Source organism: Aidingimonas lacisalsi, from assembly GCF_008079445.1.
Lineage (GTDB): Bacteria > Pseudomonadota > Gammaproteobacteria > Pseudomonadales > Halomonadaceae > Aidingimonas > Aidingimonas lacisalsi.
The window spans coordinates 253,891-274,706 of the sequence record NZ_VRYH01000002.1; the positions used below are offsets into that span (position 1 = coordinate 253,891).

The following is a 20,816-nucleotide window of genomic DNA, read 5'->3' on the forward strand; positions in this document are numbered from 1 at the left end:
CCATGTCCTTTAAAAAAATAATGGCTGGTATAGGTGTATGCAGCCTGGGGTTCGCCAGCTCGGCTGTTTTCAGTGCAGATTTCAATATGCGACTGTCCCACGGGGACAACGAAAGTAATCCGACGCACCATGCTGCTTTGAAGTTTCAGGAGCTGGTGGAGGAGTACAGCGACGGACGTATCGAGGTGGAAATTTATCCTTCCAACCAGTTGGGGGATGAACAGGAAGTTGCGCAGTCGATGCGCAGGGGCACTATTGAATCGGCGATTGTCTATACAGGCAATCTGGTGCCGCTGGCGCCTTCGGCCGGCGTGTTGATGCTGCCCTATGCGTTCACTTCATCGGAGGAGGCCTGGCCGGCCATGGATGCCTTGCAGGAGCCGCTCAACGAGCGCATCTCGAAGGAGGCCGGGGTGCGTGCCGTCGGGCTACTTGAAAAGGGCTTCAGGGTACTGACCACGGCGGAGGAACCCGTTCGTACATTGGACGATCTGGAGGGGCAGAATATTCGGGTCTCTCCCAACAACATCGCCATCGAGACCTTCAAGGCCTGGGGCATCGATCCCACACCCATGGCGTGGGCGGAAGTGTTCTCCGCGCTTCAGCAAGGCGTGATCGACGGCCAGGAGAACCCCTACACCACTGCTATTTCGAGTAACTTCTACGAAGTACAGGACTACATCACCGAAATCCATTACATGATGTGGACCGGGCCGTTGCTGGTCAGTGAGCAGTTCTATCAGCGCCTGCCGGACGATCTGCAGGACGCTGTTGATCGGGCTGGTGTGGAAACCGCCAACTATGAGCGTGAACTGTCCGCCAAGCTGACCGAAGAGGCCAAGAACGAGCTCGTCGACCTGGGTATGGAGCTGCTTGGGCCACCCGAAGACGAAGCCCAGTGGCAAGAAAAGGCCAAGGCCATCTGGCCGGAGTTCTACGAAGACATCGGTGGCGAAGAGTGGGCGCTCGAAGCTCAACGCATCATGGATGAAGCCATCAACAATCAATGAGCCAATTAGCTGCGGTGCAGCGCACCGCAGCGGTTTCCTATTGTGAGCCGGCCCTCGGCTCGCTGTGCAAGAAGACCCGATTCTCGCGCCAGGGGCTTTTCTTGGACTCTCTAATGATTCGCCCCTCAAGCTCTCTCGTAATTCCAAAGGCCTCTGGGCACCTAGTAAAATTTTGATTCTCTCGTTATACCTGCAGATTTAGGAGTACTCTCGCTGGGGCGCTTGGCCTTTGTGCGGGCGATTCTCGAGCTGAGTGATGAACAAGACCTTGTTCGATAGGGTAGACACGTTCATGAAAAGATCCGTGACTTTGCACTCGAATGAGTTGTGGCGAACGGCACCGGCATCAGTGACTGGATGTGACCGATCACAGCAACAGTGATCTTGGCAAAGGAAAGCGGATGATCGTTGAAGGCGGCAAGCTGGGCACGCAATATCCAATCATCGTCCCGGGAGGACATGGACGCTTTGTGATCCAAGAATTAGGTAGCGGTACCGCTTCTGGTATCGGTGCTGCCTCCGGTCGCTGAAGAGAACGCTTTTGCCGATGATGAATATCGCTCAAATCCTGAGGGCACAGGTTGAAATGGGATATCTCTTCATTTCATTCCCATGACGTCCAGGCTTTAGTCGGTCGTCGAATGCGGCCTTCCTCATCCATCAACTCCACCAGATACTGGGCAGCCTGCTCGATATCAGCCACGATTGCTTGGTTTGCATCATCCCCTTTACCTTCTCGAATGGCGTTGAGAACAACAGCATGATAATTCTTTCGTTTCAATAATTTAACATATTCAGGTGTCACCAATGACAGCAAAGGGCCGCAACGGAGCCACAAATTTTCGATCATATCTGAGAGCGGAGGGATGGCAGCAATATGGTAGATATCAAAATGGAACCGCCGGTGTGCATCCAAATAGGCCTGGAAGTCTCGGTTTGCCACGGCATCTTCCATGACTTGGTAGAGACTTTCCAGATGCTGTACTTCGTTGGGTTCTGCTTTCTTGGCCGCTTCCAAAGCAGCGCGTCCCTCCAACTCGCAGCGAATGATTGTTAAATGACTTAACTCCTCTTCACTGATCTCCGGTACGATAGCTGAGCTCCGCGATCCTTGACGTAATACCCCCTGCGCGACCAAGCGCGATACGGCATCACGAACGGGCGTGATAGACGTGCCAAACGTCTTCGCTAGAAACCTCAGCGTTAACCCACTACCGGGCTCAAAGCGTCCCGAGAGTAATGCATCACGCAGTTGTGAGTGCGCTCGGTCCCACAATGGTTCGCGTTCCAGCTTTTGAAATGGTGTGTCTTTGTGCGGATCGTCCATATCGTCTCCCAACTCATTCACCTGCAGACATTAAACTGCTAGCGACATGATGTAGATCGTGTCTGTCAGTGAAAGCTTACCAGTCTGTCAGCTAACACCTCGAAGTCATGCGTTTAGGTTAATTACGACTAACGTCGAGGTTCCTGGATTTGACAAAACACCACTGCGTGTTCGATGTTGTTTGTTATAACACACAACACAAATGGAGAAAACCTGATGAGCACGCTCAAAACACTCGGTATCGCTGTCGCATCCGCATCCCTACTGACCGCCATGGCTCCTCTGGCAGTTGCCCAGTCGGACTATCCCGATAAAGACATTCGTTGGGTCATCCCGTGGAATGCGGGAGGATCTAACGACATCATGGCGCGCAAGTTACAGCCCATACTGGAAGAGGAAGGATTTTCAACAGTCATCGAAAATGTTCCCGGAGGAACAGGGGCTGTCGGAATGGGGCAGGTCGCATCCGCCAACCCGGATGGCTACACAATTGGCAATGGCACAAGTTCCACACTTGCCATTATGGCGCAAGGCAAGGTGCCTCTAGAAAATGATCAATTCACTCACATTATTCGTCTTTCCGTTGATCCCTTACTCCTGGTGGTTCCGGGAACCAGTGAGTACGACGACCTCGATAGCTTCATTGGCTACATGGAAGATAATCCGGGTGAGGTACGTATCGGCACACCGGGTACCAACAACCTCAACCACATCTTCGCCGCAATGACAGCTCGTTCTGCGGACACAGAGTATCGGCATGTTCCGCAATCAGGTGGCTCCCAGGTCATCAAGGACTTACTGGGTGAGCACATCGAAGCCGGGGTTCTAAAACCCAGTGAAACTATGGAGCAAATTGAAGCGGGAGACCTCGTTCCCCTTGGTGTCTTTGCTGACGAGCGAATCGATGCCCTTCCCGATGTCCCGACCTTTGAAGATGAGGGGTATGATGTCTTCCCTTATGGCCCGGTGGTCCAGATGGGCTACATTGAGGCCCCGGCTGATCTCGACCCTGAAGTTCGTGACAAACTGACAACCGCTTTTGAAAGTGCCCTCACCAGCGAGGAGTTCCAGACTTTCGCCGCAGAGAATGGTTTTGAAGTGAGTCCTATTTCGGGAGAAGAGCTCGAACAAGAAGTCGCAGACGTAGCACAGGCCATCGAAGAAGTGTCCGACAAAGTGTTTGATGACTAATTCCTCATAGCGAAACGCCCGGCGGACATCGCCGGGCTAAGGGGACTCTTCATGTCTGTGCTACGTTTCTCTGCCAGTACATTAGTGACAATCATTTTGCTGACTTTGTGCGCTATTTTGGCACCACCGGCTTTTGACCTTCCCACTTTCGATGAAAGTGGCAGTATTCGTTCCGGTGCTGTTCCTCAGTTCGTTGTTGCTTTTACCGCATTATTATCAGTCATTATTTATGCTTCTGACTTGCTCGATTTCTATAAGTCAAGAGCCTCGTCACTTTTATCGAGTGACAATGATGATGAGCCGACTCTTCGCCAAGCATCAAATGTCGGGGTGCCGATGTTAGTGATTCTGGCAGCGTATATATTTGCGTGGCATTACTTGAACTTTGCAATAACAACGATCGTTTTTTTCTTTTCGACAAGTTTGTTGTTGATGGGAAAGGAAAAACTGACTCGAAAGACGGTCTCGATGTCGTTGATTACCGCTATTCTTTTTTCTACGGGTGTATGGTCACTTTTCACCTACATACTCAAGGTCCCACTAAGGTAATCAAAGGAGTCACTGTCCATGGATATCATTAACGGCCTTAGTGGTGGCTTTGCTTATCTTTTGTCACAGCCGCAGGCCCTGTTACTGATTGTTTTTGGAGTCATTGTTGGATTTACATTTGGTGCCACCCCTGGATTAACAGCCACCATGGGGGTAGCACTCTTTATTCCCTTGACGTTTCCATTACCTGGCGATGTGGCCATAAGCATGATGATTGGATTGTACGTGGGGTCCATGTCAGGGGGCTCTATTCCAGCCATCTTGCTCAACATTCCCGGTACACCATCGGCAATCATCACTTCGCTTGATGGACATCCCATGGCTAACAAGGGACAAGCCGTGCGTGCCTACGGATGGGCTCTTCTCTCGTCAGTCACCGGCGCGTTGATTGCTTGGATGTCCCTGATCACTATCGCGCCACCATTAGCGAATCTCGCCCTGAAATTGGGTGCTGCCGAGTACGCAGCAGTTGCTCTGTTGGGACTGGTGATCATCGCATCAGTTATTCCCGGCACAGCTATCAAGGGATTGGTAAGCGTTATTATTGGCGTGGGGTTATCCGTCGTCGGTCTCGATCAGATCACTGGTGAAGCACGTTGGACGTTCGGCACGATGGAGCTCATGCGTGGTATTAACATCATGCCAGCGCTTATCGGTTTGCTTGTTATTCCCGAGTTGATGAACTCCCTATTTCAAGAAGATACACATACACGGGCGCCAAAAAGCCTCGCAGGGATGCTGCCTTCCTTTGCTGAATGGTGCACTCAAGCCGTTAATACGATTCGGTCCGGTTTTATCGGAGTCGCCTTGGGTATCATGCCAGCCCTTGGTGGTAGCGTCGGATCGCTCATAGCTTACGACCAGGCCAAACGATTCGATCGTGATAGACAGAATTATGGTAAAGGCGCACCGGGAGGCGTCGTAGCCTCTGAAGCGGCAAATAATGGTGTCACCGGCGGTGCCCTCATTCCACTGTTAACGCTAGGCATTCCAGGTGACACCGTTACCGCGATGTTGCTCGGTGGCCTGACAATTCATGGTATGCAGCCGGGGCCTCGTCTCTTTGAGACTAGTGGTGACCTCGTGTGGAATATCCTGGCCTCAATGTTGATTGCGACGATAGCGATTCTCATTGTAGGAATGACCTGTTTTCGATTTTTTGTACGCGTACTGGACGTGCCTCGCCACCTCTTGACTCCCGCACTCTTCATCCTTGCCGTTGTGGGAACTTATGCGCTAGGCAACCAGTGGTTTGATGTGGTTGTCATGCTGGGACTCGGTGTATTCGGCTTTCTTGCTACGCTCGCCCGCCTATCAGTTTACCCGATGGTTATCGGTGTCATTCTTGGTCCGCTTCTGGAGACGGAAGCACGTCGCGCCCTGGTATCAAGTGGTGGCGACTGGACCACATTCATTACGCGTCCCGTATCAGGATTGATTCTTGCCATCACCCTTATCGCACTTTTTCTCCCCTCCGCGATTGCGATGTGGAAAAAACGCAAAGCGGCGCCCGATAGCTCCTTATAACTAAACGGAGATTGTTAAATGCAAATTAAAAAAGTCACTTGTCATGTACTCAGTTCCTCAGTCGAACACCCTTTCACATCATCCCGTGGATGGCTATACAAGCGTCGGGGTACCTGTTTGGTAGAAATCGAAACCAGTGACGGTATTGTGGGATGGGGGGAGTGTTACGGCCCGTCAGCGGTAGCCAAAGCTTTCATCGACACCCAGCTTGCTTCGCATATCATCGGGCGTGATCCTTTCGATGTCGAGGTGATTTGGGAGTTCCTGTACAACCGTATCAAGGACTATGGGCAGACGGGGATGGCTATTGCTGCGATCAGTGGCATAGATATCGCTCTCTGGGATATCGTCGGAAAAGCCTCTGGAAAGCCCGTTCACAAGCTGCTTGGAGGAGCGTTTCGTACCGAGATTAATGCATATGCCACTGGGCTGTATTTTACCGACACTGACCGACTAGTCGATGAAGCCGTTGAAGAAGCACAAGGTTATGTGAGGGACGGGTTCAAGGCGATCAAGATGAAGATTGGGCTCGGATCGATTGAACGTGACTACGAACGAGTAGCAGCCGTTCGGGAAGCGGTTGGTCCGAACATCCAACTGATGGTCGATGCTAACCATTGTTTCTCCGTGCCAATCGCTATCCGGCTAGGCCGACAACTAGAGAAACTCAATATAGAGTGGTTCGAGGAGCCGATTTCCCCCGAAGATATCGACGGCTATATAGCCGTCACGCGTGCCTTGGATATGGCAGTGGCCGGTGGTGAGAATGGCTTCACGCGTTGGGGATTTCGCGACACGATCGCTCGTAAGGCGATGGATATCGTGCAGCCTGATGTCTGCGCTGCCGGCGGCCTAACCGAATCGAAGAAAATTGCGACCTTGGCATCAGCTCATGGCGTGGAATGCGTCCCTCATGCCTGGGGCTCAGCTGTTGGGCTAGCGGCCACCATCCAGTTCTTGGCTGCATTACCGGATCAGCCACCCAGTCTCTTTCCGTTTCAGCCCATGCTTGAATTCGAGCAGTGCGAAAACCCCTTCCGTGACCATCTCGCTCGGGAGCCGATTCATCAAGTGAATGGTACAGTCACGGTGCCAGACAAGCCAGGACTGGGGATCGAGATTGATCGAACTGTGATTGATCAATACCGCGATGCCTGATTTGGGAGAGACCTGATGCGTTTTATCACCTTTCTACACGAGGGGGCTGTCAGGGCAGGCATTCTAAAGGGTGATGCTTCCTCTCTGAACCAGGCGGTGATTGATCTCGGTCACCCCTCTAGCCAAAAACACTTGGGGGGATTGGTCCCCCAAGTCGATGCTTTCGTCGTTCATGGGTTAGATGACATCACTCAACGCCTTGCGGATGTGTCATGGACTGACGAGGCTTATCTGACACTAGGTGATGTTGACCTCCAAGCGCCACTACTTCGCCCATTACGTATTCTGGGAGTCGCTCATAATTACCAAGATGCGATTGCAGAACGGAATATGACTCCTCCCGCAGCCCCCGTGATATTCGAGAAAGATCCCGCTACGGTGATTGGTCCAACTCAAGCTATCGTCCTCCCTCAAGGGATAGGTGATGTGACGTATGAAGCTGAATTGGCTGCAGTCATTGGCAGCTCCGCTCATAAAGTATCCGTGTCCGAGGCACTGGCTCATGTTGCTGGCTATGCAGTATTCAATGACATCAGTGCTAGCGAGATGATCCGCCGGGACGGTTATCTAGAACGAGGCAAAAATCAACCGACCTTTGGTCCTTTCGGGCCTTATCTCGCCACGGCGGATGAAATCGATGATCCCCAGGCATTGCATGTGCAGTTGATGGGTAATGACAATGTCTTACAGGATTCCACAACAGGGCAGATGTTGTTCAATGTTGCGGAGTTGATTTCCCGCCTTTCCGCGGAAACCACACTCTCGCCCGGGACCGTCATCGCCACAGGTACACCGGCTGGCGTGGCCGCCATGCATACTCCTCCCGCGTGGTTACGAGCGAATATGACGCTCCGAGCGAGCGTAGGCGGACTGGGCACCTTGATCAACCCTGTCGTGGAGGAACCTCTCTACCATGGCTAACCAACCGGTTGTTCTACTGACTAACCCGATCCATGCGGAGGCTCAGGCACTGCTTGAATCCCATGCGTCGCTGATCACGGCACCTGACACACACCCCGATACACTGCGCAAACTGGCAGAGAATGCCGATGGGATCGTGGTTAGGGCTCAACTACCTGATGACATTGTGGACCATGCGCCTCGGTTAAAGGGGATCGTCCGTCATGGGGTGGGATTGGACTTTATTCCCGTCGATGCTGCTACAAGGCGTGGTATCCCCGTCGCGAATTTGCCTGGTGTCAATGCGCAAGCGGTGACCGAATTCTGTTTTACGACCATGTTGCAACTACGTCGCCCGTTGGCCTTGGTCAATGACACATTTAAGCAAGAGGGGTGGGATACTGCGCGAGCGATCGCCACGGAAACAACAGAAATCGCTGGTACCGCCCTTGGTATCGTCGGCGTGGGCACCATTGGCCGACGCATCGCCGAGACCGCAAGACGTGGCTTTGGCATGACGGTAATGGGAGCGTCGCGTCACAAAGGAAGGATGCCGGAGGGTATCGACGAGGTCGATCTCGATGAGCTCTTTTCGCGTAGTGACGTGATCATCCTCTCGTGTGCCCTCACTGATGAGACGCACGGTTTGGTCAACGCGTACCGGTTAGCATTGATGAAGCCGGATGCGGTTCTGATCAATGTCTCTCGGGGACCGATCATAGAGACTGATGCACTTATCGCTGCGTTACGGGCTGAGGCGATAGGTGCTGCGGCAATCGACGTGTTCGATATTCAGCCTCTTCCGAACGATAGTGAACTGCTGAACTGCCCGAGACTGCAGATCACCCCTCACGTGGCCGGCATTACATCCACATCCATGCACGGCATGAGTATGGGGGCTGCGCGGGAGATGATCCGTATTTTGCAAGGCAAAGACCCACAACATCTCGTCAACCCGTCCTATCTGATATAGACATTAATAACAAGCGAACGAGGATTCCATGCAGATTACCCGTATCCAAGCTGTGCCTATTTCCTATCGAGTACCAGAAGGCCAGAATGTCACTCTCGGTATCGGCCGAGCGGTAAAACGCGATGCGGTGTTGGTCAAGGTCGAGACCGATGAAGGTATCGTGGGGTGGGGAGAGGCCCATCATGGGCGTTGCCCCGGTGCGATCGCCAAATTGATCGACACTACGTTCAATGACTTACTCATCGGCATGGATACGTTAGATGTCGTCTCGGTCTGGGGACGTGTCTATCGCATGCAACTCGCCAGCCATGGCATGGGGGCCGCCGCTGCGCTTGCTTTGAGCGGTATCGACATCGCGCTGTGGGATATCCGTGGTAAATCATGCGGATGGCCAATTCATCGCTTGCTGGGAGGAAGCCAACAAGCGATCCCTGCCTATGCAGGTGGTATTTCGCTTGGCTGGCAAGCCCCCGCCACACTCGCCGTAGAAGCCCAAGGCTATGTCAGCGAAGGATATCGGGCCTTGAAACTACGTGTTGGCGATACTCCCAAGCGTGATATTGCTCGGGCACAAGCCGTTCGTGACGCGGTAGGTGACAGCATCGACATCCTGGTGGATGCCAACACGGGATATACTCCCGACGATGTGCGACATGTGATGCCTGCCTACGATGAATTGTCGATCGGTTGGTTGGAAGAGCCTTTCCCACCGCATGATTATCGGTCTTATATCAGTGCTAGCGAACTTGGGGGCGTGCCGCTGGCAGCCGGTGAAAACCATTACACACGTTTCGAATTTACACGTTTGCTCGAAGACGGTGCGGTGCAATTTGCGCAGCCGGATCTTTCTAAAACGGGAGGTATTACCGAAACCCAACGTATTGCAGCACTCACATCCGCTTGGAAAATTCCGCTGAACCCACATACCTCCGCCACCGGGATCAACATGGTGGCTACGCTTCATCTCCTGTCGGCAATTGACAATCCGGGATACTTTGAAGCCGATGTTGCACAACACAATCCCTTTCGTGATGAAGTCTGTGGAAAACCCTACGAACTTGACGCCTATGGTTGTGTGCAACCGCCATCTGGGCCGGGACTGGGAATTGAAATCGATGAAGCCTTTCTCACCAACCACCCACTGATTGAGGGGCCTTGTTACGTATGATGCGAACCATTTCCAATCATGATTCACGAGCAGTGCACGATAGGTAGGCTCGGGTTTCTCGACGGGAAGGATACGCGCCTTTGTTAGGTGGAGGGGCATTCCCATCATAGCTCGGAAGTGTCCGCTAGACCCGGGGCATTCCACGAAGTAGGAAGACCGTTGCCTCGTTATGGGGCTGGATATATGGGCATCAGATGACTTTGTGTCATTAACACATGGGGCCGATCTGATGTGCGTGCTTAAGGGTGAGGCATCCATGCGGCGGGGGTTGAGCACTCCGCGCCGCATGGATGAATGGATTACCATGCCACCTGACGTCCTTCCTTGAAGACGGCTTTGAGGGTTTTTTCCGGGTATTCGAGCACACCCAGGTTTTCGTCGGGATTGCCTTCCCAGAGCGCGAGATCTGCCAATGCGCCAGGGCGTACTATGCCGATGTCTCCCTCTCGATCAAGCAGGCGGGCATTGACTGACGTGGCCTGCTTGAGCACCTCGACGGGGGAGAACGTTTCCCCGCGCAACATGAACTCCCGCATCTGGTAGCGTTGCATGTCTCCGAGCAGGTCACTACCCAGACCGACCTGGACACCGCTATCGTGGAGCAGGTCCAATGCATCCAGTCCTTGTTGGCGGACATCTTCCACCTTCGCGCAGCTCACAGCCGGAAAACCCATCTCCTTACCATGCTTGGCTAGCGCTTCATACGTGCTGACCGTCGGCACAATGAATGCTTCATGTTGCTTGGCTAATTCACAGGCTGCTCGGTCAATGAGGTTGGCGTGCTCGATCGAGCGTACACCGTACTCCAGACAGCGAGAAATGGCTTCAGGAATGTAGGCATGGGCAAGACAATACTTACCCCACGCCTGGGCTTCCCAGACGATCGCCCGGATTTCGTCCTCGGTGTATTGCAATACATCGATCGGATCAGAAGGGGAGGCGACACCGCCGCCAGCCATGATCTTGATGTGGTTGGCGCCCCGACGCAGTTCGTCACGGGCGGCGTGCTGCACATTTTCCACGCCGTCGGCGATGCGAGATATACTGGTCGACGCACCACAACCGCAGAGACACCCGCCCTCGAAAGGTGTCCAGTCGCCGTGCCCGCCAGTCTGGCTCAAGGCCTTGCCACAGTAGAAGAGACGGGGACCGTCAATCAGGCCTTCTTCAACGGCTTGGGACAGACCATAGTCGGCCCCCGCAGCATCCCTGACGCTGGTAAATCCCCGCCGTAACATGGCGCGTAGTGAATGATGGGCGAACTGCGCGACATAGGAGGGCGCCATCAAGTCGACCTGCCTGAGGCTTGCCGATGCCGCAAGTACATGGACATGGGCATCGATCAGTCCGGGAGTCAGCGTGGCACCTGCTGCGTCGATCACGTCGGCGTGTGTTGCGGTCTCGACACCGTCGACGATGTCGGTGATCCGGCCGTCCTTGATTAACACGCTCTGATTGTCCCTGACGGTGTCGCTGAGGCCATCGAAAAGGCGGCAACGATTGATGATCAACATACGGTAGTCCTTATCCTCGTGACGTTTGTGCGTTGCCCGACGCGGGTTGTGTCAGCAGGCTGAGAATGATGAGTGCGAATGTGGCCAGCGGCATGGCGACCAGGACGCTGTTCCAATCGAGCGGTTTATTCAGTCCGATTTCCCAGATCAGGGTGACCGCGCCACCAGTGATCATGCCTGCCAGCCCTCCCAGGGGCGTGGCACGCTTCCATAGCAAAGCCGCCAGCAGGGCAGGCGTGATGGCTGCGCCGTACATCCCGTAAGAGTACATCTGGATGGCCAGTACGCTGGGAAAAAAGGCCCCCAAAACGTAAGCGACGATACCCAGCCCGGCGACACTGATGCGGTTGAACACCAGTCGCTTCGCTGAAGGAATGGAAACATTAAACAAGCCGGTGATGATGTCCTGCGTCAAATTGGCTGAGCAAGAGAGAAGATAGGAGTTGCCCGTCGTCAGGATGAGCGCCACCACCGAGGACAACAACAGCGCCCCTAATACACCCGGCAGGCCTTGCTGTGCCATGACCAGCATGGCGGTATCGGGATTGATATCCGGGAATAATACGCGGGCACTGCTGACAAAGAGCACGATCAGTACAATGCTGATAAAGCCCGTGATCATGAAGCCCATCGCCGAGCGGCGTGCTGTGGTTGCATCCGTGGCCGCGGCAAAACGCTGAAAGAGATTCTGGTCTCCCAGCAGCAGAAGGAACAGGGGAAGGAAATAGCCGATGGCCTGCCACAAGCTGAGTCCTCCCGTGAGCGAGAGTTGCTCACTGGGCAAGGCGCCGAGCATGCTCGAGAACCCGCCTAGTTCGCTTAAGACAATCGGTACCCCGATCAGCATGCTAACGAAAATGATGATCGCGCTGATGAAGTCCGTGTACGCGACCGACACCAGCCCACCTAAGGTGGCTAGCATCGTGATAATGCCAGCCGAAATGAGGGTTCCTTGCCAAGTCGGAAGGCCAAAGGCGATGTTGAGCGCATAGCCCCCGCCCAGGAATTGATAGGAAACGATGCCGACATAGGCAAGCAGAATGATCAATGATGCAACGGTGCGTGCATGCTTGCCATAGCGCGTTTCGATCAGTTCGGGGATGGTGGTCGCCTCGGACTCCCGGATACGCCTGGCCAGAAACCAGTACATGACAAACGCGCCGATAGGGGTGCCGGCGAAGAAGAAAATCGCGGCGCCCGGACCGTTCTGGAAGACGAAGCTGGCACCGCCAATCACCGAGCCGGAGCCGACAAAAGTGGCGAGCAGCGTCCCCGTAACGACGAAAAAAGGTAGGGAACGTCCCGCGACGAGAAAGTCGGTGTCATTGTGGACTTTGCGTTTTGAAAAGTAGATGCCCGCCAGGACCATCGAGATCAGGTACACAATCAATATCGTTGCATGCATGGTGTCGATTCCCGTTTGAGGTTGTTGTCGAGAGACGTTGTCAAGAGGAGATGACGCACTGGAACGCAATGACGCAGTCGCGCTCAGGCAGTGATTTGCTGTCGTAAGATGGCTTTCCAACTGTTCAATAAGCCGTTGAAATATTGTGTGTCTTCGCGAAACACACTCTGCGTCCCCATGCCGCGGAGCAGATTCATGGACAGGTTCATCAAGTTGGTCGCTTGTTCAGCAGGCAGATGGGGAAAGAGGCGCTGCCAGATGACGTCGATACGTGCGTGAAAGTGTTGTACCTGGGGCGTCAACAGCGTTTTGAAGTCCGGCTCGTGACGTGCCTTCAAGGCGATTTCGAGCGTGACCATATAGAGCTGTCCGCTCATGTGACGCCACATGAGATCGAGAAACCCATCTAGGGATAGACGATCGGCATGGACGTCATCGACACCGCGTTCGAGGGTGTCGACGAACTCGGCTAGGACTTTCTCAATCGCTTGGGCTAATAACTCTTCCTTGTTGGAGAAATGGTGAGTCAATGCCCCCTTTGACACGTCCGCTTCGTGGGCGACGCGATCAAGCCGGAAGCTATGAAACCCATCGCGTTCCAGGCAGATCAGGGTGGCGTTCAGCAGCTTCTGCCGCGTTTCCCTGCTCTTGCGTTGTTGCCACTTCATGATATCGCTCTCTGGTGTTGCCAGCTGTTGTTATACGACCGATTCCAGTAATGCCATTTAAAAAACAAACCGTCAAGTCGGTTTTTATTGGTTCAATGCCTCAGGTGCATAGCTAGGGAAGAGTAAGCAATCACTATCTGAATGGTCTTGACCAGACCTTCCATTGCCAGCTTTCGCTGACCGAAGATCGCACTTAGCCGCGAGTCTCGATGCGAATGCGCTCGGCGGTTTCCTGCAGCAATCGCAGGATGCGCTGCTGGGCGTCGGGAGGGGCATGGCGGCTTTCGTGCAGCGCGGCCTTGAGGTCCATGCGGGCGCTGAGCATGTCCTGGGCCAGCGGCATCGCCAGGGTGTCATCGTCGAGCGCCTCACTCATCGAAGCGAACAGGGCGTTCAACTTGCGTCCGGCAGAGCGCAGTCGTGACGCGACGCGTTCCGCGGCGTCGGCATTGTCGTGCAGCCATTGCTTGCCCTCCCGCGTGACTCGGTAGTACTTACGGCGCCCCTGGCGATGCTGGGTCAGCAAGCCGCGGTCGCTGAGATCCTTCAGCGCAGGGTAGAGCACGCCCGGGCTGGGGCGATAGAAACCATTGGAGAGTTGTTCGATGCGCTCGCTCAACTGGCTGCCGTAGCTTTCCTCGTCGGCCAGCAGCGCAAGCGAGATGATGCTCAGGTCCCGGGCGGATAGCTTGCGCGTGGCGGGCATGCCGAGCGGCAGGGCAGCGTCCTGGCTCGAGGATGACGTCAGGTCGTCGTTGTCAGCAGCAGAATCGGGCATCGAGACGCCTTATGCATGGATAGGTCACGACATGCCATTGTAGAGGGCAGGGCGAGGCATTTGCCATGCCGTGTGACGTTCCGATAGCGGAGAAGGGCGGAAAATCCGGGAGCGGCATGTACCGCTCCCGAGGAGTAAGCCGAAGGTCAGAAGCTGACGTTGATACCGGCGTTGAAGCGACGGCCATCGAGCACGCGATCGTAGTCGTCGGCATCAATCTGCTTGTCGAACAGGTTATAGATGCCGCCATACAACGAGACGCGCGAGTTCAGGCGATGGCGTATCCCGGCATCCACCAGGGTGTAGCTGGGATAAGAGTCACTAAGCCCGCGGCGGCTGGCGACACGTTCGGTGTCTCCCTTGTAGCGCGCCTGGGACCACAGCAGCGTCTGCTCGCCGGCCTGCCAGTCCAGGCCGAGGCTGGCGCGGTGGCGAGGTTGATCGTTGAGCGGAAGCCCCGCATTGTCGCCACTTTTCTGCTCGCTGTCGGTAAAGGTGTAGGTGGCGGAGACATCTACACGATCGGTGACGGGGGCATCCAGGGTCAGCTCGACGCCATTGACCTGGGCCTCGTCCACGTTGCGGTATTGATAGATGGCATCATACGACTCGCCGAGGTGCAGGCAACTGGCATCCACACCGTCGCGGGTATCGCAGATGACCGGCTTGTCGATCTTGTCCTCGTAGTCGGTCTGATAGACCGTGGCGCTGGCCTTGAGACCATTATCGCCCTGCCAGAGCGCGGCCAGTTCGTAGGTCGTACTCTTCTCGGGTTGCAGGTCGGAGTTGCCGACGTCTCGGCAGTCCGGGCAGCCGGGGCCACCGCCACCTTCGACCCAACTGTCGTCGCCTTCCTTGAGATCCGGCGTGCGATAGCCGGCACTGACGCCTCCCTTGAACGTCAGGTTCCGGGTGGCGGAGAACACACCATAAAGACGAGGCACGAACTCATCTCCGTAGTTCTCGTCCTTGACCCAGCGCGCACCGGTGGTCAGTGAGAAGCGGTTCGTCATGAACCACTCGTCCTCGGCGAACAGCGCCATGTCCCAGCGTTCCAGGTTGGAGGCGCCCAGGCCACGGTCGGGGTTCTCGGTTTCCTGTTCGCGGTATTGCGCGCCCATGGTCAGCAGGTGATCGCCAAGCGTCAGCACGGTGGACGAGTTGGCGGTGACACGCTCGTAGGTCGATTGGTAGGACGCGTCATCCTGATTGAGCTCTGCGCGCTGCACATAGCTGCGCGTGGTGACAGTGTCGCTCCACTCGAGCTGGTGGCGCAGCGTCTGGTGACGACGGCGAGTCTGCAGGTTGCGATCGCTGCCGGTCATGTCGGCCGAGGCTTCGGTGTCCTGGGTGGCGTGACTCGCCTCGAAGCTGATCCGGTTGGTCTCGTTGGGTGCCCAGTCCAGCTCGGCCGACATATCGCGACGGTCGAATCCACTGTAGCCGCCTTCCCTCCGGTCCTCGTCACGAGCGAGCACGGAGCCGGTCAGGGTGGCCGAGAGGGTGTCCTCGATCAGCGGGCCGCCGAGCCGGAACTGTGACTTGTGACGATCGCCGGAGGCCGAGTCTTCCTGCACCATGGTGTCCAGGTTGACGTTACCGCTCCACTCATCGCTGACCGGTTTGGTGATCACGTTGATCACGCCGCCCAGCGCATCCGAGCCGTACAGCGTCGACATCGGCCCGCGAATCACCTCGATGCGCTTGATATCCGACATGGGCGGCAACCAGCCGAATTCGGCGCCCGAACCATAGCCGTTGTAGTAGGCCTGTTGTGAGCCCTGGGGAATGCCATCGACCAGGATCAGAGTGTACTTGGAATCCATGCCACGAATGGAAATTTCACCGGTGCCGCCCTTGCCGGAAGGGCCTTCGTCGAGATACAGACCGGGGATATCCTGCAGCGCTTGGCTGATGTCGCGGTAGGACTTGCCGGCGAGCTCTTCCTCGGTCACCACCGAGATACTGGCCGGAGCATTGATCGGGTCGACGGCGTATCCGGACGCCGAGGCGGAGGTCACCGTCATGGTCGATAATTCTGTGGTCGCTGATTGCGCCAGCGCCGGGCTGGTGGCCAGGCAACACAGTGACACGCAGGCAAGTCGCCCTGCTTGACGAGAGGGTAGTGGCATCGTGCGAGTGACGTTTTCCATGGTGCGTTGATCGATCCGTAAGTTCTGGAAGCTGCCGTCTGCGACGCGTGGTGGCAGGCAGTGCGGCGCTTCGTTGTGTGTCAATCGCTAGTGACGGTGCCGTACCGACGTTGTCGGTGATCGGTGTTGTTTGAAGGCCGACGTTATTGGCTATGCCGGCTCATCGTGCGCAGCGCTCAGCCGCGGTAGCGAGATACGCTGAACATGCCACGCCCGATCGGCATCAGGCGGGTGGTGAAACGTGCGTCGCGCACTATCTCGTGGCGGAAGTCGCCGGGTGTCTCGTCGAAGTGGTCGAGGTTGTCGGCGACAACCCAGGCGCCCGACGTCAATTGGTTAACCAACCCCTCGAGAACCGGCAGGTACAGCGACTTGTCGCCATCCAGAAAGACGAAATCCACCGGGCCCTCGATATCGGCCAGGGTGTCGCGAGCGTCGCCGAGGCGGATCTCGGCGCGCTGCGAAAGTCCCGCATCATGAAGGCTGGCCAGAGCATGCTCGCGTTTGTTGGCGTAATACTCGCTACCGATGACCTGGCCGTCGTTATCTTCGGCGGCGGCGGCCAGGTACAGTGTCGAGATACCGAAGGAGCTGCCGAATTCGACGATGCGTCGCGCCCCGGCGGCGCGCGCCAGCATGTAGAGCAGCGAGCCCTGGGCCGGGCCGATGGCCAGATAGGCATGCTGATAGTGCTCGGCCTGGCGGAAGTCGCGGTGGGTTCGCCCGGTAGCGGGCGTACCGTTTTCTGCTTGGGTGTCGCGCGCGCGGCGTCGTGCTTCGGCTTGAGCGCGGGCTTCGCCTTGCTCGCGTTCGAGAGTGCGAACGATGTCGTCACGATCCAGGGTGTCCGTCATGTCGGAGTCTCCATATCAGCGTTCGTTGATCGAGCGCGTTTCACGTCAGTCGGGGTGGTGGTCACGACAACCGGACAGTCACGCTCCGGATGCCGCATCACACATACGGGTTGGCGATAGATGGCCTCGAGCTGGCCGCTCTCGAGGACGTCCCAGGGACGGCCGTGGGCGATCAGTCGCCCCTGGTCGAGCAAGGCCAAACGGTCGGCATGGGCGGCGGCCAGGTTGAGGTCATGCATCACGGCGACCACACAATGCCCCTGGGCCGCCCAGTCAGCGGAGCGTTGCAGCAGGCGCTCCTGGTGTCGCAGATCGAGTGCCGCCGTCGGTTCATCCAGCAACAGGATCGGTGTCTGCTGAACACGCACGCGAGCAAAGGTGGTCCGCGCCTGTTCGCCCCCTGACAGCGTCATGGCATTGCGTTGCGCCAGTGGTTCGATCTCGACATCACGCATGGCCGTGCCGATGGTCCGTTCATCGTCGTCGGGTGGCAGGTCGCGCAGGGCGCGTCCCATGCGCACCACTTCCTCGACCCGATAGGCGAAGCGCAGCACGCTGTCCTGTGGCATGACCGCTCGCCAGGCGGCCAGCTCGCGCACGCTATAGGCCGCCACCGGACATTCATTGATTGCCACGTGGCCGTCGCTCGGTGAACGGTCGCCGGCCATCAGGCCGAGCAGTGTCGATTTGCCGGCGCCATTGGGGCCGATCAATGCCGTCAGGCTACCTGCCGGGCAGTCCAGCGAGACATCGTCCAACAGCCGACGACCATCGAGCGTCAGCGAGGCATGGTGGACACTCAACATGTCAGTGCCCTCCGCCGGCTTGTCGCCGGGCCACCAGCCACAGGAAGAAGGGCCCTCCGAGACTGGCGGTGAGAATGCCGATGGGAATCTCGTTGGGCGGATCGAGACTGCGCGCGCCGAGATCGGCAAGCATCAGCAGCAGGCCACCGCCGATGGCGCTCAGGGGTAACAGGTGACGGTGGCCGGGGCCGATCAGTGTGCGCATCAAGTGCGGCACCACCAGCCCGATGAAGCCGATGGTGCCGGTGAAGGCCACGGCCGCCGCGGTCAACAGGGCGGTCAAGGCGATCAGTCGGCGGCGCAGGCGGGTCACGTCGACGCCGGCATGACGCGCCTGACGCTCGCCCAGGGCCAGCAGGTCCAGCGGGATGGCCTGGCGACGCAGCAGGACCAGGCCGACGAGTGCCAGTGGCGCGACGGTCAGCACGGGCGTCCAGCCGACACTGGCCAGCGACCCCATGGACCAGAACATCAGGCTCTCCAGTTGCTCGACACTGGCCAGGTAGGTCAGATAGCCGGTCATGGCGCCGGCCACGGCATTGATGGCGATGCCGATCAGCAGCAGGCGTGCGTTGTCGCCCTCGAACTGTGAAGGGCGCGCCAGCAGGTAGATCAACCAGGTCGTCACGAAGCCGCTGCAGAAGGCGCCGACCGGCAACGTCCAGGCACCCAGCACATCGATGCGCAGCACGATGATCATGACCGCACCGAGCGACGCACCACTGCTTACGCCGACGATACCCGGGTCGGCCAGTGGATTGCCGAACAACCCCTGCATGGCGGCACCGGCCATGGCCAGGGACGCACCGATCAGCAGTGCCATGAGTGCGCGGGGAAGGCGTAGCTCCCAGAGCACCGCATGGGCGACGCCGGATTCGGAACCCGTCTGCATGGTCGTGCCGGAGAACGGGGCGATCAAGGCCGCCAGAAGTTCCTGCGAGGGCACCTGCACCACGCCGCTCATTACGCTCACCACCAGGCCGGCCAGCATGGCAAGCAGCAAGCCGGTGTACAGGCGATGGAGAGCCGAAGAACGCGATGGCATCAGCGTCGAGGTCAAGGTGGTCATGGTGTGTGCAAGGCCTCGGCGAGTGTGCGAGTGGCCTGGCCGCTGGTGGCGCCATCGAACTTGACAGCGGCATGATCGAGCACGATCAGTCGCTGAGCGCTGGCCGCCGGGGTATGCGCCAGCCCCGGTACCTGTTGCCAGATACCCTCGGCACCGCCCAGCTCGGGCAGTTCGAGCCGCGAGACCAGCACCGCTTGTGGTGCCATCGACATGACCCCTTCAGCGCTCAGGCTTTGATAGCGCTCCAGGCCGGCCTCGGCGCCCACATTGATGCCGCCGGCACGGCGGATCAGCGCGTCCGCCGAGGTCGCCGCTCCGGCGCCGGTCACGGTTCCGGTACTTCCCGCGCCGCTGCTCGAGAGATGCAGCACCCTGACGTCGGGCCGGCCGTCGGCGATCCGTTTGGCGGTGGCATGGTCCTGCTCGATGTGCTGGATCAGTTGACGCCCCTGCGGTACGCGGTCGACGTACTCGGCCAGTCGGCGTATCCGCTCGGCCGGCGGCAGAGTGCGCCCGATCATGACTGGCTCGATACCCAGGCGCTCGGCCTGCTTGAGCAATCCCCGATGGCGTGCCGGAGTCCCCGCGATGACATACTGCGGCTGCTCAGCCAACAGGCTTTCGGCAGAGGGCGGCCGATGATAACGCGTTGCTTCAGGTAGGTGCCCCTGCAAGCTCGGATCGTTCGGCATCAATACCAGTTGATCGCCGGCGCCCAGCGCCTCGATGATCTCGGCGTGGCCGGCGTTCAGCACCGCGATCCGGGGGCACGCTTGAGCATGGGCACTGAGCGATATCAACACGACAAGCACCAGGCTGGTCCAGAAGCGTCGCAAGGATGAATACAGGACGAAAGGCATGTCGTTGGTTCCCGAGGAGTGTATGGCGTATGAATTATCTTACGATAAAATGAATGAGAATCTATATCAATAGCAATGTTGTCCGAATCACTTTCTCACTCACTGATATTCCCCCACTCACCCTGGCGACGCCCTGTGTGTGGCCAAAGCCGGCATGTCAGGACCGGTGTATGCAGCCGGCGCTATATATACTTAACAATCTGATTTTCAGTGGGTCGTGAGTCAGGTGGCGTGCAAAATAACATTGTTGAACGTGCCAGCGTGTTCAAGGCAATAAACGAGTTGTCGACTTAATACCTGTTGGACGTCTTGCAGTACAGCCTATGTCGATTTTCTGGAGCCTAGTTCGACTAGCGGGTAGGGAGCGGGCGTCCCTTAGGCCCAGTTGATATAGGTGAGAATAGTATGAGTGAGAGAAAAGTGATCGTCGCGGGGTGGACTACCGTTGATCCGGAGAAAAGGGATGAAGCAGTGGAGAGTTTCAAAGACTTAGTTCTTCGCGCTCGAAATGCCCCGGGATGCTTGGATATGGCCATTACTGCCGATACGGTCGACCCGAGTCGGATCAATATTTTTGAGTTCTGGCGATCCGAGGAAGATCTAAACGCATGGCGTGCTGTTTCTGACCCTCCGAAGGAAGTCACTCCAATAGTGAAAATGGAGGTGCAGAAACATATCATCCAAGAATCAGGGCCGCCGTTCTGACGCCCAACAAAGCGTTGCACCTGACCGCTATTCCGCTGGCGCTCCATAGCGGCAGGCGAGTTCTGGCGTCATATACACAATGAGTTAGCAGTCGAACGACTGTGGTGCGGCACAAATCTCAGTTCCGACGGAACATAGAAGAATTTCTCGTTTCTGTCGAAATCACGGTTGGCTGTTCGACCAAGAGATGACAGCGCATGA

The 20,816-nt window shown here is 56.9% G+C and carries 20 protein-coding genes; 10 read left to right on the forward strand and 10 right to left on the reverse strand.

Translation table 11 applies throughout. The features are described from left to right. The first annotated feature begins 2 nt into the window (after window positions 1-2). Window positions 3-1,010, forward strand: a complete 1,008-nt coding sequence (locus FVV99_RS04435) for a TRAP transporter substrate-binding protein (protein ID WP_201745024.1) — start codon at window positions 3-5, stop codon at window positions 1,008-1,010. 401 nt (window positions 1,011-1,411) lie between these two features. Continuing rightward, window positions 1,412-1,540 carry a hypothetical protein gene (locus FVV99_RS18910; RefSeq protein WP_269090053.1) on the forward strand — a complete coding sequence of 43 codons (129 nt, stop codon included), beginning with the start codon at window positions 1,412-1,414 and terminating at the stop codon, window positions 1,538-1,540. A gap of 74 nt (window positions 1,541-1,614) precedes the next feature. On the opposite strand, the gene FVV99_RS04440 is transcribed toward FVV99_RS18910, so the two are convergent. Further along, a complete protein-coding gene (locus FVV99_RS04440) occupies window positions 1,615-2,337 on the reverse strand; it encodes a GntR family transcriptional regulator (protein WP_148252834.1) in 723 nt (240 codons plus the stop codon). Window positions 2,338-2,553: 216 nt separating this feature from the next. Between FVV99_RS04440 and FVV99_RS04445 the strand changes: the two genes are divergently transcribed. From FVV99_RS04445 to FVV99_RS04475, 7 genes are read left to right on the forward strand one after another with little or no spacing between them, the layout of a single operon-like run. Then, window positions 2,554-3,528 carry a Bug family tripartite tricarboxylate transporter substrate binding protein gene (locus FVV99_RS04445; protein WP_201745025.1) on the forward strand — a complete coding sequence of 325 codons (975 nt, stop codon included), beginning with the start codon at window positions 2,554-2,556 and terminating at the stop codon, window positions 3,526-3,528. A 51-nt stretch (window positions 3,529-3,579) separates the two neighbouring features. After that, on the forward strand, window positions 3,580-4,077 hold the full coding sequence (locus tag FVV99_RS04450) for a tripartite tricarboxylate transporter TctB family protein (protein WP_148252835.1): 498 nt from the start codon (window positions 3,580-3,582) through the stop codon (window positions 4,075-4,077). Window positions 4,078-4,095: 18 nt separating this feature from the next. After that, on the forward strand, window positions 4,096-5,604 hold the full coding sequence (locus FVV99_RS04455; RefSeq protein ID WP_148252836.1) for a tripartite tricarboxylate transporter permease: 1,509 nt from the start codon (window positions 4,096-4,098) through the stop codon (window positions 5,602-5,604). 18 nt (window positions 5,605-5,622) lie between these two features. Next, window positions 5,623-6,762, forward strand: a complete 1,140-nt coding sequence (locus tag FVV99_RS04460; protein ID WP_148252837.1) for a mandelate racemase/muconate lactonizing enzyme family protein — start codon at window positions 5,623-5,625, stop codon at window positions 6,760-6,762. A 15-nt stretch (window positions 6,763-6,777) separates the two neighbouring features. Next, window positions 6,778-7,683, forward strand: a complete 906-nt coding sequence (locus FVV99_RS04465; protein ID WP_148252838.1) for a fumarylacetoacetate hydrolase family protein — start codon at window positions 6,778-6,780, stop codon at window positions 7,681-7,683. Then, on the forward strand, window positions 7,676-8,635 hold the full coding sequence (locus FVV99_RS04470; protein WP_148252839.1) for an NAD(P)-dependent oxidoreductase: 960 nt from the start codon (window positions 7,676-7,678) through the stop codon (window positions 8,633-8,635). The genes FVV99_RS04465 and FVV99_RS04470 overlap by 8 nt, the downstream gene beginning before the upstream one ends. Window positions 8,636-8,663: 28 nt before the next feature. Next, window positions 8,664-9,803, forward strand: a complete 1,140-nt coding sequence (locus tag FVV99_RS04475; protein WP_148252840.1) for a mandelate racemase/muconate lactonizing enzyme family protein — start codon at window positions 8,664-8,666, stop codon at window positions 9,801-9,803. Between the two features lie 299 nt (window positions 9,804-10,102). Here FVV99_RS04475 and FVV99_RS04480 read toward each other — a convergent pair whose 3' ends face one another. The 9 genes from FVV99_RS04480 to FVV99_RS04520 all read right to left on the reverse strand — a co-directional run bounded on the left by FVV99_RS04480 (window position 10,103) and on the right by FVV99_RS04520 (window position 19,910). Then, the gene (locus tag FVV99_RS04480; protein ID WP_148252841.1) at window positions 10,103-11,317 is read right to left on the reverse strand and encodes a metal-dependent hydrolase family protein; all 1,215 of its coding nucleotides are present in this window, start codon (window positions 11,315-11,317) and stop codon (window positions 10,103-10,105) included. 10 nt (window positions 11,318-11,327) lie between these two features. Next, window positions 11,328-12,722, reverse strand: a complete 1,395-nt coding sequence (locus FVV99_RS04485; RefSeq protein WP_201745026.1) for a sodium:solute symporter family protein — start codon at window positions 12,720-12,722, stop codon at window positions 11,328-11,330. Between the two features lie 83 nt (window positions 12,723-12,805). After that, window positions 12,806-13,390 carry a TetR/AcrR family transcriptional regulator gene (locus tag FVV99_RS04490; protein ID WP_148252842.1) on the reverse strand — a complete coding sequence of 195 codons (585 nt, stop codon included), beginning with the start codon at window positions 13,388-13,390 and terminating at the stop codon, window positions 12,806-12,808. A 193-nt stretch (window positions 13,391-13,583) separates the two neighbouring features. Further along, on the reverse strand, window positions 13,584-14,168 hold the full coding sequence (locus tag FVV99_RS04495) for a PadR family transcriptional regulator (RefSeq protein WP_148252843.1): 585 nt from the start codon (window positions 14,166-14,168) through the stop codon (window positions 13,584-13,586). A 146-nt stretch (window positions 14,169-14,314) separates the two neighbouring features. Then, a complete protein-coding gene (locus tag FVV99_RS04500) occupies window positions 14,315-16,405 on the reverse strand; it encodes a TonB-dependent receptor domain-containing protein (protein WP_236645289.1) in 2,091 nt (696 codons plus the stop codon). A 92-nt stretch (window positions 16,406-16,497) separates the two neighbouring features. Beyond that, the gene (locus tag FVV99_RS04505; protein WP_148252844.1) at window positions 16,498-17,175 is read right to left on the reverse strand and encodes an O-methyltransferase; all 678 of its coding nucleotides are present in this window, start codon (window positions 17,173-17,175) and stop codon (window positions 16,498-16,500) included. Beyond that, the gene (locus FVV99_RS04510; protein WP_148252845.1) at window positions 17,172-17,981 is read right to left on the reverse strand and encodes a heme ABC transporter ATP-binding protein; all 810 of its coding nucleotides are present in this window, start codon (window positions 17,979-17,981) and stop codon (window positions 17,172-17,174) included. Before FVV99_RS04510 ends, FVV99_RS04505 begins: the two co-directional genes overlap by 4 nt. A gap of 1 nt (window position 17,982) precedes the next feature. After that, entirely contained in the window at window positions 17,983-19,050 is a 1,068-nt protein-coding gene (locus FVV99_RS04515) for a FecCD family ABC transporter permease (RefSeq protein WP_148252846.1), read from the reverse strand. Beyond that, the gene (locus tag FVV99_RS04520; protein ID WP_148252847.1) at window positions 19,047-19,910 is read right to left on the reverse strand and encodes a heme/hemin ABC transporter substrate-binding protein; all 864 of its coding nucleotides are present in this window, start codon (window positions 19,908-19,910) and stop codon (window positions 19,047-19,049) included. The genes FVV99_RS04515 and FVV99_RS04520 overlap by 4 nt, the downstream gene beginning before the upstream one ends. 405 nt (window positions 19,911-20,315) lie before the next feature. Between FVV99_RS04520 and FVV99_RS04525 the strand changes: the two genes are divergently transcribed. Then, entirely contained in the window at window positions 20,316-20,615 is a 300-nt protein-coding gene (locus FVV99_RS04525) for a putative quinol monooxygenase (protein WP_148252848.1), read from the forward strand. Window positions 20,616-20,816 lie beyond the last annotated feature (201 nt).